The sequence below is a fragment of the Occallatibacter riparius genome, from assembly GCF_025264625.1.
Classification (GTDB): Bacteria; Acidobacteriota; Terriglobia; order Terriglobales; family Acidobacteriaceae; genus Telmatobacter; species Telmatobacter riparius.
This window is the reverse complement of record NZ_CP093313.1, coordinates 4,176,453-4,198,358: the sequence shown is the minus strand read 5'-3', so window position 1 is coordinate 4,198,358 and position 21,906 is coordinate 4,176,453. Positions and strand designations below refer to the sequence as shown.

The following is a 21,906-nucleotide window of genomic DNA, read 5'->3' as shown; positions in this document are numbered from 1 at the left end:
GACCACACAAATGCGGAGTTCGCTGCAGTCTTTGCCCGCTCAGCCCTGTGATCTGTTGAGTACGGAACAACTCAAGTTTGCCTGGCTGCGCGGCGAGCAGCTCGAGACCGGCGATCCGACCCTCGCACGCACGCCGTTTTCGCTCAGCAAGACTTTCTACCCTCTTGGATTTCCTGTCACCGTTTCAACCAATTGCGAAGAGGTTCTGACATGCGCAGAAGAGAGCTGGGGCTCCTTCACAAAACTGTTCGACACGGAACCGGTGCAGATCAACATCGGCGTGGCATCCACTGATTCTCTCCTCTGCCCTCCCACTCCCGTGTGTCGCGTGCGCGATCACCTTCTCACCAACATCGCCGATGGAGAGAACTTCGCCATCAGCGATCACTCCCTTGGCTACTCGTTGGTGTGGATCACGACGGCCGCGTTGAACCATCGCGATTACTTTCGCTACTTCTTCCTGGAATCGTGTGCAATGGGCGGCATCTCCGGCCGCTCTGCAACCGGCATTCATGGAGCGTGCGTCTCGCTGAACGGCACCGGCATTCTGTTGTGCGGCGACTCGGGCGCAGGCAAAACGACCCTCTCGTATGCCTGCGCCCGCGCCGGCTTCACCTACGTGACAGACGACGGCAGTTATCTTCTACATGGCCGCGACGATCGCCTCGTGGTGGGCAACTGCTGCCAGGTTCGCTTTCGCCCTACTGCTGAAGCGCTCTTCCCTGAACTCCGCGGTCGCGACCTCATGGAGCGCGCGGGCGTGGGCAAGCCCTCCGTCGAGCTATCCACATTCGACATCGCGCAGATTGCCACTTCGAACACAGCGCATGTGCAAAGGATCGTCTTCCTCAAGCGCAATGTGGCCACGCAGGAGCTTGCTCCGTTCCCCACGCCGGTCGCCCGCATGTACATGATGCAGCAGATACTCTGCATGCCTTTCACCGCACAGAATCATTCCGAAGCAATCGACGATCTTCTGCGTTTAGGCGTCTACGAGCTTCGCTACAACGATCTGGACTGGGCTGTGGAACGGCTCGAAACCCTTGCGCGCGAGGGATGCTGATGGCGTCGCTCGTCATTGCTCGTTCCCGCAAACGGGAGATACGCCTCACGCGCTGGAAGCGCATCCGCCACCGCTTCAGTCCGGATTTCTGGACATTCTTCGCGGCGGCATTCTTCTTCGATCTCGGATTCGGCCTGTTCTTGTTTCTGTTCAATCTCTATTTAACCGATCTGCATTTCAACGAGCGGGTAGTCGGCAACATTGCCGCCTCTCTCACGCTCGGCAATGTCGTTGCCACCTTGCCTGCAACCTTCCTGGCCCGGCGACTCGGAATCCGTCCGCTCCTGCTGTTCTCGTTCATCGCCGCGCCCTCGCTGTGTATCGCTCGCGTGTTGATTCTGTCGGGCACGGCTCAAATCGCGCTTGCATTCGCGACCGGAATGGCAATGTGCTGCTGGCCCATCTGCTTCTCCCCCGCAGTTGCCTCGCTAACCGACGACCGTAACAGAACATCGGGATTCAGCATCATGTTCGCCACCGGCATCGGCATGGGAACATTCGCTGGCCTGCTCGGCGGATACATCCCAGAGCTGCTGCACAAAGCTGGAAGCCACCAGTCCATCGTGAGCGGAATCCGCGTCGTTCTGCTGCTTGCGTGCGGCCTGATCCTTACAGGAGTCTGGCCGCTGCTAAAGCTCAAGCTGCGCGATCGCCTGCCCGCGCCCGGTCAGCGCCTGCGCCTTCATCCCTTCCTGCTGCGCTTTCTTCCGCCATTCGTGCTCTGGAATGTGGTCACGGGCTCCTTTCCCGCATTTGGCGCGATCTACCTTCAACAGGTGCTCAAGATCCCGCTGGTGCAGGTGGGAATGATCTTCTCCGCCTCGCAACTAGCTCAATTCGTTGCAGTCCTCGGCGCGCCGCTGATGTTCAGCCGGCGCGGATTGGTCAAAGGAATTGTCATCGCCCAGATCGGCACGGCACTCTTCCTCGCACTGATCGGCGCGACAACCATGCCGCGCGCCGCTGTGGGCTTCTATCTCGCCTACAACGCGATGCTCTTCATGTGCAGCCCCGGAATCTACAACCTTCTGATGAATCGCATCCCTGAATCCGAGCGCAGCACAGCTTCGGCAGTACAGAACCTGAGCGGCGCCCTCTGCCAGGCCGGCACGCAGGCTCTCACTGGCATCTGCATCGTTCAGTTCGGCTACAGGTCCGTGCTTCTCTCCAATGCCGCATTCGCTATAGGCGCTGCACTTCTGTTCCTCGGTATTCGCGAACGCGCCAGCACCGCCGAAGCTCAGCACGCCGGAGCCGTGTAGGGAAAGTATTCGATGGGCGGACCCGTTGCTAGTAGGGAGCGCTCGTGATGTGATCGTACGGCTGACCGAATTTATTGAGATGCTTCGCCGGCTGCAGAGGCGCGCTTCTTGCATCCACCGTAATTGAGTTTGTGCCGTCAGCGCTTACCTGGACTCGGCGTATCGTTCGGTCGAGCGCCGGCTGCATCAGGCCCTCCACCCATACGTGCAAAAGATACTCACCATGCGGCACATTGCGGATCGCGACGCGCGCCGAAGAATCGGCCACGCCGTAGAGCGGCGTGTCTATCGTGAGGATCACCGCGCTCATCTCCGGATGAATATTGCAGAAGATGTACGACACGCCCTCGCGCGAGAACGTAATCTCTTTCGACGTTCCGGCTTCATACAATCCAAGATCGAAACGCTTCCCATTAAAATAAGAGAAGACGTTATGAAAGAAAGGATCGGCGTTTGGAAACGAAACGACACTGCCCACTGGGACGACGAGCAGATGCGGCGAGAACATCCGGTTCTTCTGAAGCAGAGTGAACCGCCCGGGAGAAGCCGGATGGACGCTGGACCGTTTGTCTGCCGCTTCGAGCCACACTACCGTCGCAGGTCCGTGCCCTTTCGCCGTCGGCGATTCCGGCAACTGCACCTGAACGTGAACCTCTTCGGTTGGCGACTGCTGAGCGGTGATCACCACCGGCGACAGCAGCATGCAACCGGCCGCCCATCTATGTGCGAGCCGCCGTGTCGCGCGCATCAAAACTTGTACCCCGTGCCAAGTCCAATCACATCGCTGTACTCTGTCGGCGAGTTCACAAATGACGACGCAATGCGACGATATTCCAGCGTAAACAGAAGGTACGCGCTGGGGCTGTAAATCACATTCCCGCTGATCGTGCGATTGCGTGCAAGATTGTAGTAGCTGTCTGCATTTGTGAACGTATAGGGCCGCAGCTGGTGCGCCGGAACGTTATCCATGCCGAACGCCTCATTGAATTCGAGACGCTCGCCGGCGCGCTGTTTCCACTGCACCCATCCACCCATATCGTCCAGTGCGCGGTAATACCACTCGTTGTGGTAAATGCGCGCAGCATAGTCCTTGAACGCGCCCTCACCAAGCCCACCCAGCGCCTGTCCGTAATAGGAGCTACCCGAGAGTCGGGTGAAGCGCGTAACAGGAAAATTGAAATCAGCCGTTACCGCCCATGAGTTGAATCGCTTCGGCTGCGGCAAAAGGTGCGGAGCAACAAAACCGCCAATTCCGAAGTGCGCGCCCTCTCCCTCTCCTGTATGCACCAGTGCCAGCCGTGCCTGCGCTCCCGGCCACCGCGATTGCTCTGTCGTGCTCGGAGGTCCATAACCTCCCGACTGCGCCGTTCCATAAAGCTGCGGCGGATCGGCAACGAAAATCAGCGCCGCCTCCGTACGTAGATTCATCGCTCGATCTGAAAAGAAATCATGCGAGCCGCCAACCTGCGGATTCCATGTCCATAACGTCCCTGACCACGCCAGCGGCGGAATCGCAACGGCTGTCAACGACGTGGGCGTATCAGGACTCATCAGCGGCCGATCGAGCGCGAAATACGCTTTTGAATGCTGCCAATCAAGCTGTGCGTGCGCCGTGCGCATCCGCAGAACTCCCAAAGCTGTGCTTCCACCATAACCATTGCCGCCCGGGCTGGCGAAGAAGTCAAATCGGAGATCCGCCCTGCTTGTCGCGCCGAACAAGTGCGGTCCTTGCGCATCAAGCCCAAGAACCGTCTGGCGAATTGTTGCCGCCGTGGAGCCCGGCCCGTGGACTGCCACGGTCGGCGTAGCCGCCACGTCAACCCCTTGCGTGTTGACGGAGCCAGTCATCAGGATCAGTCCGCTCACCTTGAGCGGATACTTCGATTCGCTTTCCACCTTCGCCTGATCGAGAGTCGCGAGCTGCGTCTCGTGAATTCCCTGCGTCTCGCGAATACCCGCAACAGCCGCCGCAAGCTCCGCGGCTGCGGGCTGCTCCTGGGTAACGACGGACGTGGCTGTCGCCGTCCCGCCCTGCAATCCAGCTAGTTGGCTCTTCAATTCCGCAAGCTCGCGCTGTGACTCATCAATCTGCGCCTGCACGCGATTCACCGCGTCATTGATTCTGCGCACCTGCTCCTGCACATCTGCGGATTGCGTTGCCTGCGAACGTGCGCCGGGGGCCAAAGACAAAACGACAACGGCGGCCGCAGTGGCCACCGGCACGTATGACTTCCACATCAGTGCTGCTTCAGAGCGCTTGCGTCTCATCACTCCCCCATCCGCGCATGGCTTGCGAACGTTGAGGATGCGCGTGAACTGCCACGGGCAATTGACATGCGAAAAACCGTTTCGCCCGGCCGGCTCCTTACGAGCATCACTCCGCCGCCATGGTCAGCGGCGATACTCTGAGTGAGTGTCAGCCCAAGGCCAGACCCTTTGTGTTTGCCCTCGCTGACAAAAGGCTCAAACAGCGTATCGCGGATTCCCGTGGGAACGCCTTCACCATTATCCGCCACATCGATCACAACGTCTTCGTCGCGCGGGACAACTGAAACCGAAACAATGGGCGCGTTTCCCGTCGCGCGCGGCGCCTGGCACGCGTTCAGCAGAAGGTTGTAGATTGCACGCTCAACCTGTTTTGCATCGGCCAGAACTTCAGTCTCTGCCCCGTCGCCGGCTTCCACTGAGAAAGCCACCCCAACCGCATCGGGATGAGCCCGCACGATCGACACAGCCTTCTCTACAAACGAAGTTACAGAGTACAGATTCCGTCGGCCATGCGAACCCGTCCGGCTGAACATCAACAGCGACTCAAGCAACTCCGTCGTTCCATTCACGGCCGTGCGAATCTCCGCGAGAATTTCCACGCGCTCCGCTTCCGGCAGCTTGCCCGATGCCAGAAATTCCGAATTCGCATACACCGCCGCCAGGTAGTGCCGCAGATCGTGCGAGACCGAACTCGCCATGCGCCCAATCGTAGCCAAGCGCTCCGACTCGAGCAGCGCCTGGTTCGCGTTCACAATCTCGCGCCGCATGCCTGCAAAGGCGGTGCTGAGTTCGCGCACCTCTCTTGTGCCGCGGTAAGGAAGCAGATGCGCGCTGTCGCCGCTGGCAAAAGCCCGCACGCCGGCCGCAAGCTGCTCCAGCGGACGCGTAACAAACCGCGACAGCAATGCCATCAGCGCCGCGCCAAGCACCAGCGCGAGCAAGCCGGCCAGCAGAACCAGGCGATCGATCTCCCGGATTGCCTTCTCTTCCGGTTCCAGCGATTTCAACTCGACCAGCGTCAGTGGGGCCGCAGGATCCGCAGACAACTGCCGCGACACCGCCAGGAACATTTCCCCGCCGAGCACCGTGGTGAATGGCTCGGAAGCGTCAGAGGACGAGCGCGCAGGGATACTGGAGACGCCCTTCTCGTATTTGGGATCGAGCGAACTGGCCAGCAGATGATTTTTGCTGAGAAACACCGCATCCACGTTGGTGGCGCGGCTCAGCGTCTCAACGGCTGCACGATCGATCGCAAACCCGCTGATAACGTGCCCCAGCAGAGTGCCCTCAGAACTGCTTCCGAAATAGAGCGGCTGCACCGAGCACTCGAATAGTCGATTGCCGCTCACAAAATAGGTCCCCTGTTGCGCCGAGAGGAAGCCCCTTAGGTTCGCACGAAACGCCTGATCAGCAGTTCCCCCCGCGACGAATGCCGCCATAATCTCGCCATTGCGATCTGCCAATGCGAATAGATCATTCCCGCTTGTCTTCCAGAATTCAACCCCCGCATCTGCAATGGTTGGCTCGTCATTCGTCGTCATCAGAGCCTTGAGGCTAGGCAAGTCTGCGATTAGAGCATTCTCGCGATCCAGCGCGGTCATTCGCAGCGAACGAACATTTTCGAACGTCGCAACGGAATGCGACAGGTCTGATGAGACATTCTCGATGATCAGATTACGAAGGGGACGGCGAATGGCCAGAAGGCTCACGAACGTAGTGCCCGTCGTGATGAGCGCCATCGCCAGAATCAGAAGAAAGCGGGTTCGTACTCCCTGGTCACTCTGTTCCGTGCCCGGAATCACTCCAGGGTTCAAGGCAACACTTTCCTCGGTCATTTCGTTTAAGGGACGAACTTGTACCCTGCTCCGTAAATCGTCAGCAGATGACGCGGGTTCGCTGGATCAGGTTCCAGTTTCTGCCGGAGCTTCAGCATCTGGTTGTCGACGGTTCGCGTTGTAGGGTAACAGTTATATCCCCACACCTCGTTAAGCAATTCTTCGCGGCTCAGCACGCGCTCGGCATTATCAGTAAAGAACTTCAAAAGCTTGAACTCGTGAGACGTCAGCGTCACCGGCTGCCCTGCGCGCGAAACCGTCATCTTCTTGAAATCGACTTCGCAGTCCGCGAAGCGATACGTGGTCGACGTCACGGGGCGCCGGCGGCGGCGAATGGCTGCTTGAACGCGCGCCATCAGTTCGCGCGGGCTGAAAGGCTTCGTAACATAGTCATCCGCGCCGAGCTCAAGAAGGAGCACCTTGTCCACTACTTCAGAAATTGCGCTGACAACGATGACAGGTGTCTCCGGAGCCGCTACCTTGAATTTCTGACACAGCTCGCGACCCGAGATATGAGGAAGTATCAGGTCCAGCACAACTGCGAGCGGCTTGCGCGACAGAAACAGCGCCAGCGCAGTTTGGCCATCTCCTGCAGTTGCAACTTCATACTGTTCGGCCGAAAACATTCGCTGCAGCACACGTTGCATGCGCGGATCGTCTTCGACAATCAGAATTGTCCCGAGTTCCTGCAAAGGGAAAGCTTGCCTTGCCTCGCTTGAATAGACCTGCACGTCTCGGATCATGAATCCATTCTCCCTCGAAGACCGCCGCGAGGATCTACGAGTCCAACAAAAATGACATTCCCGTTACATTTAGCCGTGGGGACCCGCTCTTACCGGCAAATTGCCTGCTCGCCCTGGGGTTGCCGTAGCATACCAGAAATCGAATCTCCGCGACATGCCAACATCTCGTACAACTCAAGATACTTCTGCGCGATAAACCGCGAGGAACGGCTGGGAATCAGAATGGGGTCGGGCCGTTCACTCGATTCGCCCAACTGAAGAACGCTCCCGGCAATCAACCGGATCGCTGAAACACTGAGGGTGAGCTCACGTTCCCAACTCCGCGGACAAGCGGTGAAACCAATCAGCATCAACCTTCCGGCACTTCCAAAGCGGAAGAACTGGTGCACAAGATCATGCTTCGCGCGTCTCTGCCCGTGGCTCCTCCCAATTCCAAGCCCGCCACCGCTCTCCTCAGTCGCAGAGACTCGATAGCCATGCGGGCGCCTTCTACAACATGAAACCGCAAACGCCTGAAAATATTTCCTGCCTCAACTACGTAGCGCTGCAGCCGCTCCCGCGCGGTCTCGTTCGGCGCAGGCTCCATGATCCGCCACGGTACGTGCAATGGAAAATACATGCTGCGAATGCTCCTTGCAGCCGCAGGGGAAGTCGCAACTTGCTTCTGCAGGAGGGCGTAATACTTGTTGGCGATCGCATCGGAAAACAGCATCCGCTGCGCATACAGCGTCAACCAGGCTCTCACTCCAGCAGGCAAGCCGGCCCCTCCCCAGTGCTTGATTGCCTTAGCCGTCATGGGGCCGAACATCGTCTCTGACAGCCACAGCGCTACCATCAGGCCCAGGTCAGCGTTCGGCGTACCCGACGCAATCGCCTTCACGTCGTTCCAGAAATCGAGGTCTCCTTCGCGCGCTTCAACGTGCCTGCGAAATTCCAAGACCCATGAAAGCTTGGTGAACTCAGCACAAAGATGCTTCAGCAGATGCGTCCCCTGCTTCACAAGAATGTCGGGGCCGGAAAGCACCGAACAACGTAGATCAGGTAGGAAACGCACATCGCGCCGCCCAAGAAGCGGGGAATCATCGTCTGCGATATGCACCTCGATTGTCCGCTGCGAGTGCACTGAATAGATCTTCGCTATGTCCGGCTTGCCGGCTACACCTGCTTTGAAACTAAGCGATGGGGTCCCCTCGCCCTCGTGCAGCGTGTAGCCCAGTCGCGCGATGAAATGCTGCGCAGCTTTTGCGTGACTGCGCGCCACCAGCAAATCGAGATCCGTTTGCCACCGTAGTGCCGGATCAGAAACCGAGTCCGGCGTCAGCGAGAATCCCTTGAGCAGCGCGTATCGCACTCCCGACGCATCGAACCAGCCCGCGAGCGCAGAGGCTTCCTTCATCAATGCACGCGTGCGAGCCCGATTGCGCGCCGCCCTGTCCTCCAGAGCCGTACGCACAGACTCAGGTACTGTGAATATGGCGCCCGTCGAGTGCAGCAGGTCCAGCAGATACAGTGCGAGGCCGCTGATGTCGAGCCACCACATTGCAGCTTGCCACTCGTCTTCCCCGAACCCCTTCAGTGCTCCTGACACTTCATCACCAGGCATCGCAAAGACCGCGGCAACCGCCCGCTTGAGCATGCCAACCCGTTCGGATCTGGAACCGCGTTTGAGCTTCGACGTCATATCCATCTTTCTCAGTGGCTGTACATCTCTGGTTCGCCCAGGCTTCCCGCCGGGGGCAAATGACGCAGATAAACGACGATCGACCAAATTTCGTCGTCACTCAAAATCCCCTTGGAACCCGGCATCCCGGAAGGCCAGATACCGTTATCGATCACCCATTTCAGTTGTCCATCGGTGTACGCCTGCACCTCTTTCGAAGACAACAACGGAACCGGCGGCGACATACGGCTTGCAAACGGCACGCCCGTGTTCTGCCCATCGAGCCCATGGCACGCGGCACAAAAATGACCGAACGCTTCCTTGCCATCCGCAATGCTCTCCGGCGTCGTGGCGATCGGGTTCTTCTGCTTCTTATTACCGACGAGCACATGATGCTTCGCGCTCCACATCGTTCGTGCCTCGACTCCTCCCGGAGACGTAGCTTTGCAGCCCCCAAGCCACATACATCCAATCGTCAGTACAACCCACATTGCGAGCCGCATCTAGCTGACCACGTGCAACGTCAAAGCCATCGTCCCGTGGCCCTCACCGCAGAACACGAAGCAATGCCCCACAAAGTCGCCCGTCTTGTCAGGAGTGAACTGAACCTGCGCGGTTCCTCCCTTCGGAACCTTCACTTCTACATTGAGCTCGCGAAATCGCAGGCCGTGTTGCACATCCACGCTCTTCAGAACCAGCACGACCGGCTCTCCCTTCTTGAGCGTGATCACCGCCGGATCGAAAGCGTATCGCTTCGCGGTTACCTCCACGCGGCGTGCGCTGGTCGCAACCGATGCGCTCGCCGCAACCGGCTCCGATTGAACGCGAATTCCCTGAACCACGAAAGTCGCAGTGATAACAAAAATGATTGATAGCTTCTTCATGTATCTCCCACGGTTCGAACAGGCAAGTGCGCTGTTCATAGCGTTGATCGTGTACTCAACTTAGTTCGCGTCCCGCGGGTGCGTGTCATGTGTCTGTCAGCCGATTGTCATGACATTGTCGCCGCTGATTCGGCAGGAGATGCGCGGCAATTCGCATCTCGTCGGCGAAGAGCGAAGTGACAATCCGCTTACATTCACAAGACCGCCTCCTGACACCTGTACGCACATTCCGCGCGACCCTGAACCCATGTCATCGTTCCTCCAGGATGTTCGCAATCAACGAATCGCCAGGGGCCTCTACCTCCTCGCGTGCGCGCTCGCTCTTATCTCAGTGCAGACGGTGCGCGGGCAGGAAGTTCCACTCATCTCCGGTGGCGCCGGCTTTGTCACCAGCACAAATGGCGGCAACACTACTTACCTTCCGGTCGTCTCGCCCGTGCTGGGCGCACCCATCGGCAGCCATGTCTTCGTCGAAAGCCGGGCCACGATTCTGCAGGCCTTCTTCCCTAAAAGCGGCAAGGGATACGACCACGATGCCTTCCTCGGCCTCGATTACCTCCAGGCCGACATCACCGCCAACCGGCATCTCACTGTCGTCGCGGGCCAGTTCCTCACGCCTTTCGCGACCTACAACGAACGCCTCACGCCCATCTGGATCAGCAACTTCGAGAGCGCGCCACTCATCTACAGCCTCGGCACCATGCAAACCGCCCACAGCGTCGGCGGAATGCTTCGTGGCTCAGCCGCTTCGAATGCACACTTCAATCTCGACTACGCTGCGTACTTCTCCGCTGCCAGCACCAACGAGCAGTTCAACGCGCAGCGCTCGTCAGGCGGCCGCGCCAGCGTCTACCTTCCCGCGGCTCATCTTGAAATCGGCGCTTCCTACAACCGCCTCCTCCAGGACAAGCACGAAAACTTCTCCGGCGTTCACCTCTGGTGGGAGCCCGCCGACTCTTCCTTCCGCCTTCGCTCGGAATTCGCAACCGGCGAACACGCGCGCGGCTACTGGGTCGAAGCCGGCTATCGTCTCCATCGTTTCGGCGGCGACCATAACTTGCTCGCCGGCTTCGAACCCCTCTTCCGTATGCAGCAGACCTTCCGCAGTTCGCCAGATCCCAACGACGGCCTCCCCGCCCACGACACGCAGCAACCCGACTTCGGGCTCGACTACCACCTTCCCCACGAAGTCCGAATCAACACCAGTTACTCGCGCCAATTCTCATCGGCAGGCAATCGCAACATCTGGCAAACCGGAATCATCTACAGATTCCTCTTCCCCACATGGAGAAGCAAATGAATCGACGCCCTCACGTCATTACCGCTGCCTTCGTCCTATCAGCTTTGTTGCCGCTCATCGCGCAAAAAGGGCCATCGCCCAAATCCGAAACCGCTCGCACGGGAAACACGCAATCAATGCCGAAGCAGGAAGAATCCCGCGGCCAGCGCGTCTTCCGCCAGAACTGCGCGCGCTGTCACGACGCGCCTCAGAGCTTCCCTCCCTCGGTTTCGGGAACCATCCTCCGCCACATGCGCGTACGCGCCTCTTTGAGTGCTCAGGACGAGAAGGCGTTGCTGCAGTTCATGAACCCGTAGCACAAATCAACGCGGCTGCACGAAAGATCCGCGGGATGGAAAGAAAACTTGAGCGCCCTCACACAACCTGACGCCATTTCACTCTCGCTGCCCAGAACGCCGTCAGACGGCCACGCCCTCGCCGAGACCATGCAGATGAGCGCCTGGTCTCTTTCCCCCGCCAAGCGCGTCTTCGATGCAGCCCTTGTCTGCGCGGCCTCTCCCATCCTCTTGCCTCTGCTGCTGATCCTCGCGGCCGCAGTGCGTTTATCGTCGCCCGGCCCAGCGATCTTTCGCCAGACACGCATCGGCGCTCGCGGAGAGCCGTTCACCATCCTCAAATTCAGAACCATGATCGAGCCGGACGCATCTGTGCACCATGGCCTCGCGTGCACAGCATCGGAACGCATCACGCCTCTCGGTTTCATCCTCCGCAGGCTCAAGCTCGACGAACTGCCACAGTTCATCAACGTGCTCCGCGGAGACATGAGCCTCGTCGGCCCTCGCCCCAAGATCGCCGAACTGCACACGGGCGCATTCCTCTGCCGCCCTGGCATCACTGGCGCCGCGACACTCGCCTTCGCACGCGAAGAGTTTCTCCTCGCGCAAATCCCCGCAGAGATACTCCCGCAGTACTACCGCGACTACGTGCAGCCCGCCAAGCATCAACTTGATTCGGCTTACATGGCGCAGGCTACCATGTCCTCTGACCTGCGCCTTCTTGCATTAACGGCTCTCGGTCGCTGGCACGCGCCGAGCTTTCCCATTCAACAAACGTTCGCATCTCGTCGCCAGGCAGACTCTGAGCCAATCTGCACCAGCGACTTCGCCTAGCTTCCGAGCTCCGAGTCCTCTTCAATCTCCAGCAGAATCCGCACCAGCTCTTCCGGCGCGGAGAAAAACGGCGAATGATCCGTGTCGATCGAGAAGACCTTCCGGCATGGCGAGGCGCTGTGCATTGCCTGCTGAAGCGGCAAATTGATCGCCCTGTCCCGGACGCATTCAATGTAGTACCGCGGGATGCCTCCCCATCGCTCCGGCGTAGTCGTGACCGTGTCCGCGAAAGGACCCACTCCTTGCGGCATCAGGCGCGAGACAGCGAAAGCCTCATCCTCCGCTGTGCAGTTCGCATAGAACGCCGCATGAGCGGCCTCCGGGCGAAAATTCACCGCCCCGTCCATCGCTCGCACAATGTTCCCGTTCAGCAGGCTCCCCGGATCCTGCTCGGACCACGTCATCAGCGACTCGCCATTGCGCGGTAGAAACGCGGTCAGATACACCAGTGCCCTTACGCGCTCCGCGCAAATCTCCGCCGCCTGCGTAATCACGACCCCGGCCATGCTGTGCGCCAACAGAATCACCGGTTCCTTCTGCGCAGCGACGACTTCGCAGATCCGCTCAGCATAGCTCGCCAGCGTCACCGTCACCGGTGAAGCAGGATCATCTCCATGACTCGGCAGATCGGGCGCCACCACCGTATGCCCCCGGCTCTCCAGCAGCGGAACCACCTTGCGCCAGCACCATCCCCCGTGCCACGCCCCATGGATCAACACGAACGTCGCCACGTCTTCCTACTCCCTATTCCCTACTGCCTGTTCTTCCAGCTTTTCCCCGGCCGCGCCACATCCCACATCTGCTGCCCGATCTCATCGAACAGACCCTGCCGGTCATCGCCCACTCCATACAAATCGAAATGCGTTCGGTCGGGAATATACGTGAAGTGCGCATCCGCCCCCAGCCCCTTGAGCACCGCGTCGAACTTGTGCGCCGCGCCATCCAGATAGAACGTGTCAGCCGTGCCCACATACACGTGAATCCGCCCCTTCAAGTCCGCACCGCGATCCGCCCAATGCGTCGAGACCACATGGGCTAGATCCCAATGCTCCTGCCAGTACGCAACCACTTTCGGATCCACATCGCCTGTCACGCGGTCGAACATCGCCTCCGGAGCGCCGCTCACGCTCTTCGGCGAGAACACCCAGTCGAACGACGTCATTTGCCCGCCGTAAGGCCCCAGCACCTGCTCCAGCCGCGTAAACTGCTCCGCCGTCGCCAGCACCTGCCCCTTGTCGCGCATGATCGGATACGCGCTGCCATCCGGCCTGTGATACACGTTCGCGTGATCTGCATAGAGATCAATTCCCGTGAAATCGTGGAAGTCACTCGGGTCCGGCGATGTCGACCACGTCCCGCCAAACACCTTCGGATAGTTAACCTCCAGTTGCAGCGACGCCCATCCGCCGCTCGAGTGCCCCTGCACAAATCGCCCATCGCGCCGCGCATCCATGCGGTACTTCTTCTCAAGCCACGGAATAAACTCCGCCGTCAGCGCTGTGCCCCACGGCCCATCATTCACGCTATCGGCAAACTCGTGCGTTCCCTGCGGACAACTCTCGTCCAGCATCACCCAGATCATGGGCGGCATCTTCCCTGCCTTCATTCGCTCGTAGATCCGCAACCCGCTCACCAGCGCGCTGTCAATCTCCCCGCCGAACCCATGCGTCCAATACACAGTCGGATATTTCCCGCCGCTCTTCACATAATCGGGAGGCAGAATCACCCAGGCCCTTACCTTCGTCGGCCGCCCCCAGAACCGCGTCAGCGCCGGGCTCTCGAACTCCTCCAGCCGCGCCACATCTGCAGTCGCCGTCCCCTTCAGCTTCTCGTAGGCCGCCTTCCGCTGCGCATCCTCCTCGGGATGATGGTCCAACACCAGCTCCGGCTCCGCTGTGCTGCCCGGCTTCCACCCTGCCAGAGCCATCACATTGCTGATCCAGTCCTCCGGCGCGCGCCCCGCATAGTTGTAGTTGTGATCTGTGTCGAGCACTGCCTGCACCTCATAGAGCCCTCCGTTCAGTTCAGAGAACGCCTTCGGAAACGCAAGCTGGTCGGCATTCACCTCCACCTCCTCGCCCGGCTCCAGGTCATGAATCTCCTGAGCCGCTACATAGGTCGCGGTGGGATGAAACTCATCGATGCTGACTTCCTTGTCGCCGGAGCCGGGCTTGAGGAACAGCAGCAGGCGGCCGCTCACTGGAGCGGTCAGCGTCTCCGCCGCCTTTACTCGGAAGAACGTATGCGGCGCGGCAGGCTCAGTCTGCGCCTGCAGCAACGGTGCACATCCCACAAAAGCCGCGATAAAGCAAACGACAAACGACAAGCGAGATTCACTCACGCTCTCAAACTGCATGCTGGTTTCTCCGCAGAATCAGGAATTCAGGGGAACGCTGGTGTCAACCTTTATATCGCTCGCGGCCCCCAAGTTCCTACGGCGATCGCGCAGCTTTAAGAACGGCCGCTCCACGCACAGGTGCAGCACCCCTGCCACCGCAAAACACAGCGTCATGTACACCACTAGCCAAAGCACGCTTCCCAGCCGCGGAAACCACGCGTCTGTAAGGTGCAGCATCTGCTTTTGCGTCAGGTAGAGACAATACGCCAGCGTGGCGCATATCTGCGCGCCCGGAACCCTCAGCCGCAGCCATCCATTCGTGCTCAAAGCCGAAGCCACCAGGCATGCCAGCCCCAGCGCCACCAGCGGAAACCCAAACAGCACGCTGACCACAGATGTGCCCGTCTCCGCCGGAAAATGCCCGTCGAACAACAGCACCGCTCCGCCCGTAATCGCCACGCCCAGCAGCAAGAGCATGTGCCCGCGCCGCGCCATCAGCGACCACCACTCGGGCCGAAACGTCCTCACCATCGCCAGCGAAACTCCCGCCAACAGCCCGTCCAGTCGGCTATACGTCGGATAGTAGATGTGGCGCATGAACGCGTTGCCGAACCCATCCTGATCCGCCAGCGGGCGCAGAACATGGAATAAGACCCACCCTCGCACTGCCAATCCCGCCAGCACAAACGCCGCTATCAGCGCCACGCCGCGACGCGACGACGGTCTCCGCATCGCCGCCCACACAATCAGCGGGAAGAGCAAGTAGAAGTGCTCCTCCACGCACAGCGACCACGCGTGCGAAAAGTTCTTTCCTGCCGGATGCTCCGCCAGCAGGTTGAACGTGAACGTCGCATACTGCCACGCCGGTGCACTCGTCGCCGCCTCCCGGAACCACGGCGCCACGAGGTACAGCCCCAGCACCACGAAGAACGCGGGCAGCACGCGATACAGCCTGTTCCGATAAAACTCCCACAACCCTGGCCGCGAACCCGCCGCGTACCTGCGCAGCAGTTGCGATGCAATCAGGTATCCGCTGAGCACGAAGAACAGATCGACGCCCATCCACCCTAGGCGCAGCATCGGAACCGCCCAGTCGGGCACGGTGTCCCCGTGAAATGCCAGCAGGTGATAGCCAATAACAGCCAGAATCGCGACACTGCGCAGCGTGTCGAGCCCGTGATAGCGAGGAGCAGCTTTTTGCAAGGGAGAGGATGCCTCTAAGAATGTGCTTTCATCATGGCACGGAAGCCGCGTCAAAAGCGCTAACGTCCGCCGCGCGCTGACCTCTTCTGGTCAACAGCAACTGCACTTGCGCTCTCACGGCATCGCTTCATTCGTTCGCCAATGTTACTCGGGCTCTGAGCCAAACTGATCCTCCCAGCCACGTGCCCATTCAGGCGCAACGATAAGAAGGAATATACTGATTCCGCTTTGCCAACTTCCCTATGAACCGACGTGAATTCCTCCACACCACTGCCCTCGGGTTGGCTGCGGTCACCCTCGCGCCTGCACAAGAGTACGATCGCGACAAACGCCGACGGGTCGGTTTGATCGGCTGTGGATGGTACGGAAAATCCGATCTGTTCCGCTTGGTGCAGATATCGCCGGTCGAGATCGTCTCTTTATGCGACGTCGATTCGCAGATGCTCTCGAACGCTGCCGACATGTCCGCGGCACGGCAGCGATCCAGGAAGAGGCCTCGCACCTACTCGGACTATCGAAAGATGCTTGCCGAGAAAGATCTAGACCTGGTGCTGATTGCAACGCCCGACCACTGGCATGCGCTGAACATGATTGAAGCCGCAAAGTCCGGCATGGACATCTATGTTCAGAAACCGATTAGCCACGATGTTCTCGAAGGCAAGGCCATGCTGGCCGCTGCCCGCCAACACAATCGCGTCGTCCAAGTTGGTTTGCAACGCCGTAGCACGCCTCACCTGGTCGAGGCAAAAGAGCGCTTCATTGACGAGGATAAGCTCGGAAAGATTGCGCTTGTCGAGATCTACTGCTACTACCACATGCGCACGACGGCAAATCCGCCGGATACCGCGCCGCCGCCGAATCTGGATTACGATGCCTGGACTGGTCCTGCTCCAATGCGCCCTTATAACAGCCTGGTTCATCCCCGCGGCTGGCGCGCATTTATGGAGTATGGGAACGGCATTGTGGGTGACATGTGTGTCCACATGCTTGACATGACGCGGTGGATGCTCAACTTGGGCTGGCCGACGAAGATCGATTCCACCGGTGGCATCTTTGTCGATACGAAGAGCAAGGCCAACATTTCCGATACCCAGACAGCCACCTTCGATTTCCAGGATCTTCGAGTCGTGTGGCAGCACCGCAGTTGGGGCGAGGCCGCAGATCCGAAGTATCCATGGGGCGCTACATTCTACGGTGACAAAGGAACGCTAAAGGTAAGCGTGATGGGATATGACTTTATTCCCTTCGGCGGTGGACAGCCTGTTCATAAAGACGTCACCTACGAATTGGAACAATACCCAGAAGATAAGACTGAAAAGGAACTCGAGAAACACGTCGCGCCCGCCATCCGGCACCATATGCAAAACTTTCTTGCCTCGATCGACTCGCGTAGCCATCCTGTCTCAGACATCGAGCAGGGCTACATTTCAACCGCGTCATGCATCTTGGCGAACAATTCGATGAAACTGGGTCGAAGCCTGGCGTGGGATCCTGTGAAGCAGCTCGTGATCGGAGATTCCGAGGCAAATGCACTGTTGCGCCAGGAATATCGAGCGCCTTATGCCCATCCTGAAGCTTAGGGCTGGCTTTTGATCCCGGTTCGTGGCTTGCTCGTTTCCCTCAATCTCTATGAACTCCTCTATAGCCGGGCGCCCACTCCTGGCCGACCCGTTTTGCGAAGAATACCGACTGTAGTAAATTCGTCCAAGCTGGATAACTGGTAAATCGCCAATGCACTCACAGACAGTTTGAGACCGTCTCCATTACATCTCTCATCAACATGAACTGCGACAGAGATCGGGTAGACCGCTGCGCTCACTAGGCCTGCGAACGGTGGCCGCGTCAAAGCATGAGTCACAACCACGGGATAACGACCTACCTTCAAAAAGGATCGGGTTACCGCTAATATGAAGAACACATGTAGCATCTGTGCGCGTGTGAAACTCTTCCATACTGAAAGCAGCCGCAACAGAGAGATAAAAAATGATCCTCGTAACAGGAGCGACCGGCAACGTCGGAAGTGAATTGATAAGGAATCTTCACGCCGCAGGAGCGCCTGTTCGCGCCCTCGTCAGAAAAGAAAACTCAGCAGTACCGGGTGGCATTGAATGCGCCGTCGGAGATCTCAGTCAACCCGCGAGCATCAGCAACGCGCTAATTGGCGTGACTCGCGTATTTCTGTTGGGCGGATACAGCGATATGCCCGCCGTCCTCAACCGGCTTCGCATAGCGAAAGTTCAGCATGTTGTCTTGTTGTCTTCACGCTCGATTATCGGCGGGCAATCCTCAAACGCGATTGTGAAGATGTGGATGACTTCTGAAGACGCCGTGATGTCATCCGGGATTCCTTGGACAATTCTTCGTCCGAGCAGCTTTATGTCGAATGCTTTGCGCTGGCGATCCGATATTCGGGCAAGCAGACCCGTGCGGGTTCACTTTCCGAATATTCCGATCGCGTTGATCGATCCTTACGACATAGCTGCCGCAGCCGCCGTTGTCCTCACGACCGGGAGACAGCGGAACAAAACGTACGAGCTGAGTGGGCCGATCGCCATGCTGCCCGCAGAACAATTGGAGATTCTTGGACGAGCAATAGGCAGGAAACTCCACGCTCAGTTTGTGCCCGACAACGAAGCCTTTGCAGATCTACTCAGACAGAGTTCCGAAGAGTTTGCGGATGCAATCTTTCGATTTTATGCAAAAGGCGAATTCGACGACTCGAGGGTTGTGTCTACCGTGACTCACCTGACTGGGCAAGCACCCCGTTCTTTTGAACAGTGGGCGATCAATCATGCATCTGAATTTCTTGAGAGCTAATCGTCGGCCAAGGCTGAATCAACGGCCCATTTCAAAACACGGTTCAAATATTTCTCTACCTTCTTTAGTAGCAGGCACGAACGCAGCCACGGGCCGTTGGCGCACTCATGGCCCCGGGGTTGGCACTACTCACTCAGAGTTGCGCCCCGCTCCTCGCGCTTTCATCGCGACCAGTGGATATTCGTGCCTGCATGACTGGCCATTGACCCTGCATTGAATCGGCTTTAGGCTGGTTCGCCAAAGAGGGCTCTTTCCGGGAGCGATGATCGAATTACATCCTGTCCGACAGAATCGTCTACGCGAAGACCACCCCTGCCAGTGATCCGGTCGACCCCTCACCCGTGATCACCATCACAGACTCAGCAATCCAGATCGCCTACTCTGTTCACGTGAGTCGTGGTGTGCCTGGGCTCCGTCCTTAGGCAAACGACGAACGGAAGGGGAGTTACTAGAAAGGAAATGGGTTTACTAGAAAATTAGCTACCCCTCCCCCTGTTTTTACTTCTCCCATTCTTCGCCTTTTTTCTTGTATCATGCTCACAGTAAGCAGCTTGAGCATATATGAAAAATCACATATGAAAATCCGTAGGCAGTCGTAGCGTTAGCAGCAGTTTATCATTTGAGTAATAGATATCTGCTAGGCTAGCGCAGCCTTGATGATCTCGCTCACCACGCGCCCTTCGGCACGCGCCCCGGTTGCCTGGATCTTCACCTGCACGCGTTTCATCACCAGCCCCATCTCCTTCGGAGTCGGCTTCTGCCCTGCCTCCGCAGTCTGCTCGGCAATGGCCTGATCCACCAGCGCGCGCAGCCCCGCCTCGTCCAGCGACTTGGGCATGTACTCTTCAATGACCGTGATCTCCGCCGCTTCCTTGGCAGCCAGCTCGGGACGGTTCCCCTTCGTGAACATCTCAATCGAGTCGCGCCGCTGCTTGACCATCGTGGCCAGCGTCTGCTGTTCCTCCGCCGGCGTCAGCGCGCTGCGCTTTTCGATCAGCTTGTTCTTCAGCGCTGTCTTGATCAGCCGCAGCGTCCCGGTGCGATCGGCGTCCTTGGCCTTCATCGCCGCAACCATGTGCTGCGTAACCACTACTTCCAGTCCTGCTGCTTCCGTCATCTTCGTTCTCTATCCAATCGAATTCGCTCGCGGCCAACGACTCTCCGCAACACCCCAAGTGTAAATGCCGTGAAGCGCCTGGATCCCTAACGCCGGGTCTACAGATCTTTCTTCGTATTCAAAATCCGCAGTTGCTTCTATAGTGTTCCCAACCGGCTCACGTCGCAGCTCCCCGAGGTCAAAACATGGGAACGATTCGCCGTGTCCTTCTTCCCTGTCTGTTTCTACTGGTGTCCGCGCTCCCCAGCGCGCAAACTCCTGAGCCACTCCAAATCATTCTCGGCCAGGCGGCTGTGCCGCTCTACGGCCCGTGGAAGTTCACCGTCGGCGACTCACCCGTTGATCCCAAAACCGGCAATCCGCTGTGGGCCGAGCCCGCCTTCGACGACTCTCAATGGGAAACGGTCGATCTGAAGCCCAAGGCCGGCTCCTTCGATCCCATGGCCGGGCTTTCCGGTTACGTGCCAGGCTGGACTGCTAAGGGCCACAAGGGCTACTGGGGCTACGCGTGGTATCGCATCCGCGTCCAGGTCAACGCGCACCCCGGAGAACGCCTTGCGCTCTCCGGCCCCGAAGGCGTCGACGATGTCTACCAGGTCTTCGCTAACGGCACTCTGCTTGGCAGCTTCGGAAGCTTTCCGGGCGGCGGCCGTGATCCCATCGTCTACAACGCGCAGCCCAGGATATTCGCGCTTCCCGCCGCAAACGACGCAGACGCGGGCACCCGCGTGCTGGCCTTTCGCGTCTGGATGATGCCGGTCACGCTGCGCGAGGATCCCGATGCGGGCGGCATGCACTCGCCTCCCCTGCTAGGCGATTACAACGCGGTCGGCGCACGCTACCAGCTCGCGTGGCTCGAACTCGTGCGCAGTTACGGCTCGCTGCCAATCCTCGCCGCACTGTATCTCCTGCTAGCCGTCATGGCCTCCAGCCTCGTCCTGTTCGACCCCAGGGACGTCACGTACCGCTGGCTGGCCGCGGTCTTCCTGGTGATGGCGATGGCGGACGCGGAGCAATGCCTGACCTCCTGGACCCAACTGGTCAGCGGCACCCTTGGACTCGTGGCTCATCACGTTATCTTCGATCCGCTCATCCTCGGTGGATGGGCCATCGTATGGTGGACCTGGTTCCGCCTGCGCCAGCCCGCGTGGATGCCTCGCGCCATCGCCGCCCTGACCCTGCTCTACGCTCTCTCCGAGGCGCTCGGGCGTGACCTGTTCTTCACCGCGATTCCAGCCTCTGTCGGTGGGGCCTTTCACTCCGCCACCGTATACATACGCCTTCTCTTCCTTATGCTGCTTGTGTTCCTCGCTGTCCGCGGCATTCAGCAGCAGAAAAGCGATGGCTGGCTCGCCCTGCCCGCGCTCCTGCTCGTCGGCATCGCGCGCTTCCAGCTTGAGCTTGCCATTCTGCATGTCCGGACCCACTGGTTCCCGTTCGGAATGCAGGTCAGCCTCGGCATGATCGCTCACTTGCTGCTGATCGCCGTCATCTTCATCCTCCTGATCCGGCGCGTGCTGCTCTCGGTGCGGCGGCAGCGTCAGCTGGCTCTCGATGTGAAGCAGGCGCAGGAGGTGCAGCAGGTCATCCTGCCCGAGCATCGCATTGTGCTTCACGGGTTCGAAATTGAAAGCGAGTACCGCCCCGCTCTCGAGGTAGGCGGCGACTTCTTCCAGATCATTCCCCACGCCTCCGATGACAGCCTGCTCATCGTCGCCGGCGACGTGGCGGGCAAAGGCCTTAAAGCAGGCATGCTGGTCGCTCTCCTCGTCGGCGCCATCCGCAGCACAGCGGAACTCGATCCCGAGCCGGCTGCGATCCTGGCAGCGTTGAACCGCCGCCTGCTCGGCCGCGGGGACGCCCGCGCCACCTGCCTCGCCCTTCGGATCCGCCGAGATGGCGCGGTAGTTCTCGCTAACGCCGGTCACCTGCCGCCCTATCTCAATGGAGTCCCCGTCGAGATCGAAGGCTCCCTTCCTCTAGGACTCGTCGAAAATCTCGAGTCCTCGATGCTCAAGTTCCAGCTATCCCCCAGCGACCGCCTGCTGCTCGTCTCCGATGGCGTGCCCGAAGCCACTGACCTGCAGGGCAAGCTCTTCGGTTTCGATCGCGTGCTCGAACTGGTCCGCACCCAGCCCACAGCCGAGAAAATCGCCGACGCCGCCCAGACCTTCGGCCAGGAGGACGACATCAGCGTGATCTCCGTGACGAGAGTTACCGTGGCTGAGCGGACCGAACAGCCCACACTGGCCGGAATACACACCGAGCAATAAGGGACCTGTCGCCGCCCGCGCCGGTGCCACCCTT

19 protein-coding genes are annotated in these 21,906 nt (G+C 59.3%); 8 read left to right on the top strand and 11 right to left on the bottom strand.

Annotated features, from left to right (window positions below; genetic code table 11):
• Positions 1 to 55: 55 nt before the first annotated feature.
• Positions 56 to 1,063, top strand: a complete 1,008-nt coding sequence (locus tag MOP44_RS17050) for an HPr kinase/phosphorylase (RefSeq protein WP_260791429.1) — start codon at positions 56 to 58, stop codon at positions 1,061 to 1,063.
• Positions 1,063 to 2,325, top strand: coding sequence for an MFS transporter (locus MOP44_RS17045; protein WP_260791428.1), 1,263 nt, complete (start codon positions 1,063 to 1,065; stop codon positions 2,323 to 2,325). The genes MOP44_RS17050 and MOP44_RS17045 overlap by 1 nt, the downstream gene beginning before the upstream one ends.
• Before the next feature lie 28 nt (positions 2,326 to 2,353).
• On the opposite strand, the gene MOP44_RS17040 is transcribed toward MOP44_RS17045, so the two are convergent.
• The 7 genes from MOP44_RS17040 to MOP44_RS17010 form a co-directional block, all read right to left on the bottom strand.
• Complete coding sequence (locus tag MOP44_RS17040) at positions 2,354 to 3,028, bottom strand: hypothetical protein (protein ID WP_260791427.1); 675 nt, start codon at positions 3,026 to 3,028, stop codon at positions 2,354 to 2,356.
• A gap of 44 nt (positions 3,029 to 3,072) precedes the next feature.
• Positions 3,073 to 4,593, bottom strand: a complete 1,521-nt coding sequence (locus tag MOP44_RS17035; RefSeq protein ID WP_260791426.1) for a hypothetical protein — start codon at positions 4,591 to 4,593, stop codon at positions 3,073 to 3,075.
• Positions 4,593 to 6,428: a sensor histidine kinase gene (locus MOP44_RS17030; protein ID WP_260791425.1), complete on the bottom strand. Its 1,836-nt coding sequence runs from the start codon at positions 6,426 to 6,428 to the stop codon at positions 4,593 to 4,595. The genes MOP44_RS17035 and MOP44_RS17030 overlap by 1 nt, the downstream gene beginning before the upstream one ends.
• A 5-nt stretch (positions 6,429 to 6,433) precedes the next feature.
• Entirely contained in the window at positions 6,434 to 7,171 is a 738-nt protein-coding gene (locus MOP44_RS17025; RefSeq protein ID WP_260791424.1) for a response regulator transcription factor, read from the bottom strand.
• 349 nt (positions 7,172 to 7,520) lie between these two features.
• Complete coding sequence (locus MOP44_RS17020) at positions 7,521 to 8,852, bottom strand: nucleotidyltransferase family protein (RefSeq protein ID WP_260791422.1); 1,332 nt, start codon at positions 8,850 to 8,852, stop codon at positions 7,521 to 7,523.
• A gap of 11 nt (positions 8,853 to 8,863) precedes the next feature.
• Complete coding sequence (locus MOP44_RS17015; protein ID WP_260791420.1) at positions 8,864 to 9,241, bottom strand: c-type cytochrome; 378 nt, start codon at positions 9,239 to 9,241, stop codon at positions 8,864 to 8,866.
• Positions 9,242 to 9,334: 93 nt separating this feature from the next.
• Entirely contained in the window at positions 9,335 to 9,715 is a 381-nt protein-coding gene (locus MOP44_RS17010; protein WP_260791419.1) for a cupredoxin domain-containing protein, read from the bottom strand.
• Between the two features lie 247 nt (positions 9,716 to 9,962).
• Here MOP44_RS17010 and MOP44_RS17005 point away from each other — a divergent pair, with 247 nt between their 5' ends.
• From MOP44_RS17005 to MOP44_RS16995, 3 genes are read left to right on the top strand one after another with little or no spacing between them, the layout of a single operon-like run.
• Positions 9,963 to 11,015 carry a hypothetical protein gene (locus tag MOP44_RS17005; protein ID WP_260791418.1) on the top strand — a complete coding sequence of 351 codons (1,053 nt, stop codon included), beginning with the start codon at positions 9,963 to 9,965 and terminating at the stop codon, positions 11,013 to 11,015.
• Positions 11,012 to 11,311 carry a c-type cytochrome gene (locus MOP44_RS17000; protein WP_260791417.1) on the top strand — a complete coding sequence of 100 codons (300 nt, stop codon included), beginning with the start codon at positions 11,012 to 11,014 and terminating at the stop codon, positions 11,309 to 11,311. Before MOP44_RS17005 ends, MOP44_RS17000 begins: the two co-directional genes overlap by 4 nt.
• Positions 11,312 to 11,359: 48 nt before the next feature.
• Positions 11,360 to 12,124, top strand: coding sequence for a sugar transferase (locus MOP44_RS16995; protein WP_260791416.1), 765 nt, complete (start codon positions 11,360 to 11,362; stop codon positions 12,122 to 12,124).
• Here the strand turns inward: MOP44_RS16995 and MOP44_RS16990 are convergent.
• The 3 genes from MOP44_RS16990 to MOP44_RS16980 are packed head-to-tail and all read right to left on the bottom strand — an operon-like array spanning position 12,121 to position 15,665.
• Positions 12,121 to 12,855 (bottom strand): alpha/beta fold hydrolase, encoded by a 735-nt coding sequence (locus MOP44_RS16990; RefSeq protein ID WP_260791415.1) that lies wholly within the window; start codon positions 12,853 to 12,855, stop codon positions 12,121 to 12,123. The genes MOP44_RS16995 and MOP44_RS16990 overlap by 4 nt on opposite strands.
• A gap of 20 nt (positions 12,856 to 12,875) precedes the next feature.
• The gene (locus tag MOP44_RS16985; protein ID WP_260791414.1) at positions 12,876 to 14,480 is read right to left on the bottom strand and encodes an alpha/beta hydrolase; all 1,605 of its coding nucleotides are present in this window, start codon (positions 14,478 to 14,480) and stop codon (positions 12,876 to 12,878) included.
• Positions 14,481 to 14,498: 18 nt separating this feature from the next.
• Positions 14,499 to 15,665, bottom strand: coding sequence for an acyltransferase family protein (locus tag MOP44_RS16980; RefSeq protein ID WP_260791412.1), 1,167 nt, complete (start codon positions 15,663 to 15,665; stop codon positions 14,499 to 14,501).
• Positions 15,666 to 15,946: 281 nt separating this feature from the next.
• Here MOP44_RS16980 and MOP44_RS16975 point away from each other — a divergent pair, with 281 nt between their 5' ends.
• Positions 15,947 to 17,245 carry a Gfo/Idh/MocA family protein gene (locus MOP44_RS16975; protein ID WP_260791410.1) on the top strand — a complete coding sequence of 433 codons (1,299 nt, stop codon included), beginning with the start codon at positions 15,947 to 15,949 and terminating at the stop codon, positions 17,243 to 17,245.
• A gap of 403 nt (positions 17,246 to 17,648) precedes the next feature.
• Positions 17,649 to 18,482 (top strand): NmrA family NAD(P)-binding protein, encoded by an 834-nt coding sequence (locus MOP44_RS16970; protein WP_260791409.1) that lies wholly within the window; start codon positions 17,649 to 17,651, stop codon positions 18,480 to 18,482.
• Positions 18,483 to 19,119: 637 nt separating this feature from the next.
• On the opposite strand, the gene MOP44_RS16965 is transcribed toward MOP44_RS16970, so the two are convergent.
• Complete coding sequence (locus tag MOP44_RS16965; protein WP_260791408.1) at positions 19,120 to 19,599, bottom strand: GatB/YqeY domain-containing protein; 480 nt, start codon at positions 19,597 to 19,599, stop codon at positions 19,120 to 19,122.
• Between the two features lie 185 nt (positions 19,600 to 19,784).
• On the opposite strand from MOP44_RS16965, the gene MOP44_RS16960 reads away from it, so the two are divergent.
• Positions 19,785 to 21,872 (top strand): PP2C family protein-serine/threonine phosphatase, encoded by a 2,088-nt coding sequence (locus tag MOP44_RS16960; protein WP_260791407.1) that lies wholly within the window; start codon positions 19,785 to 19,787, stop codon positions 21,870 to 21,872.
• The last annotated feature ends 34 nt before the right edge of the window (positions 21,873 to 21,906 follow it).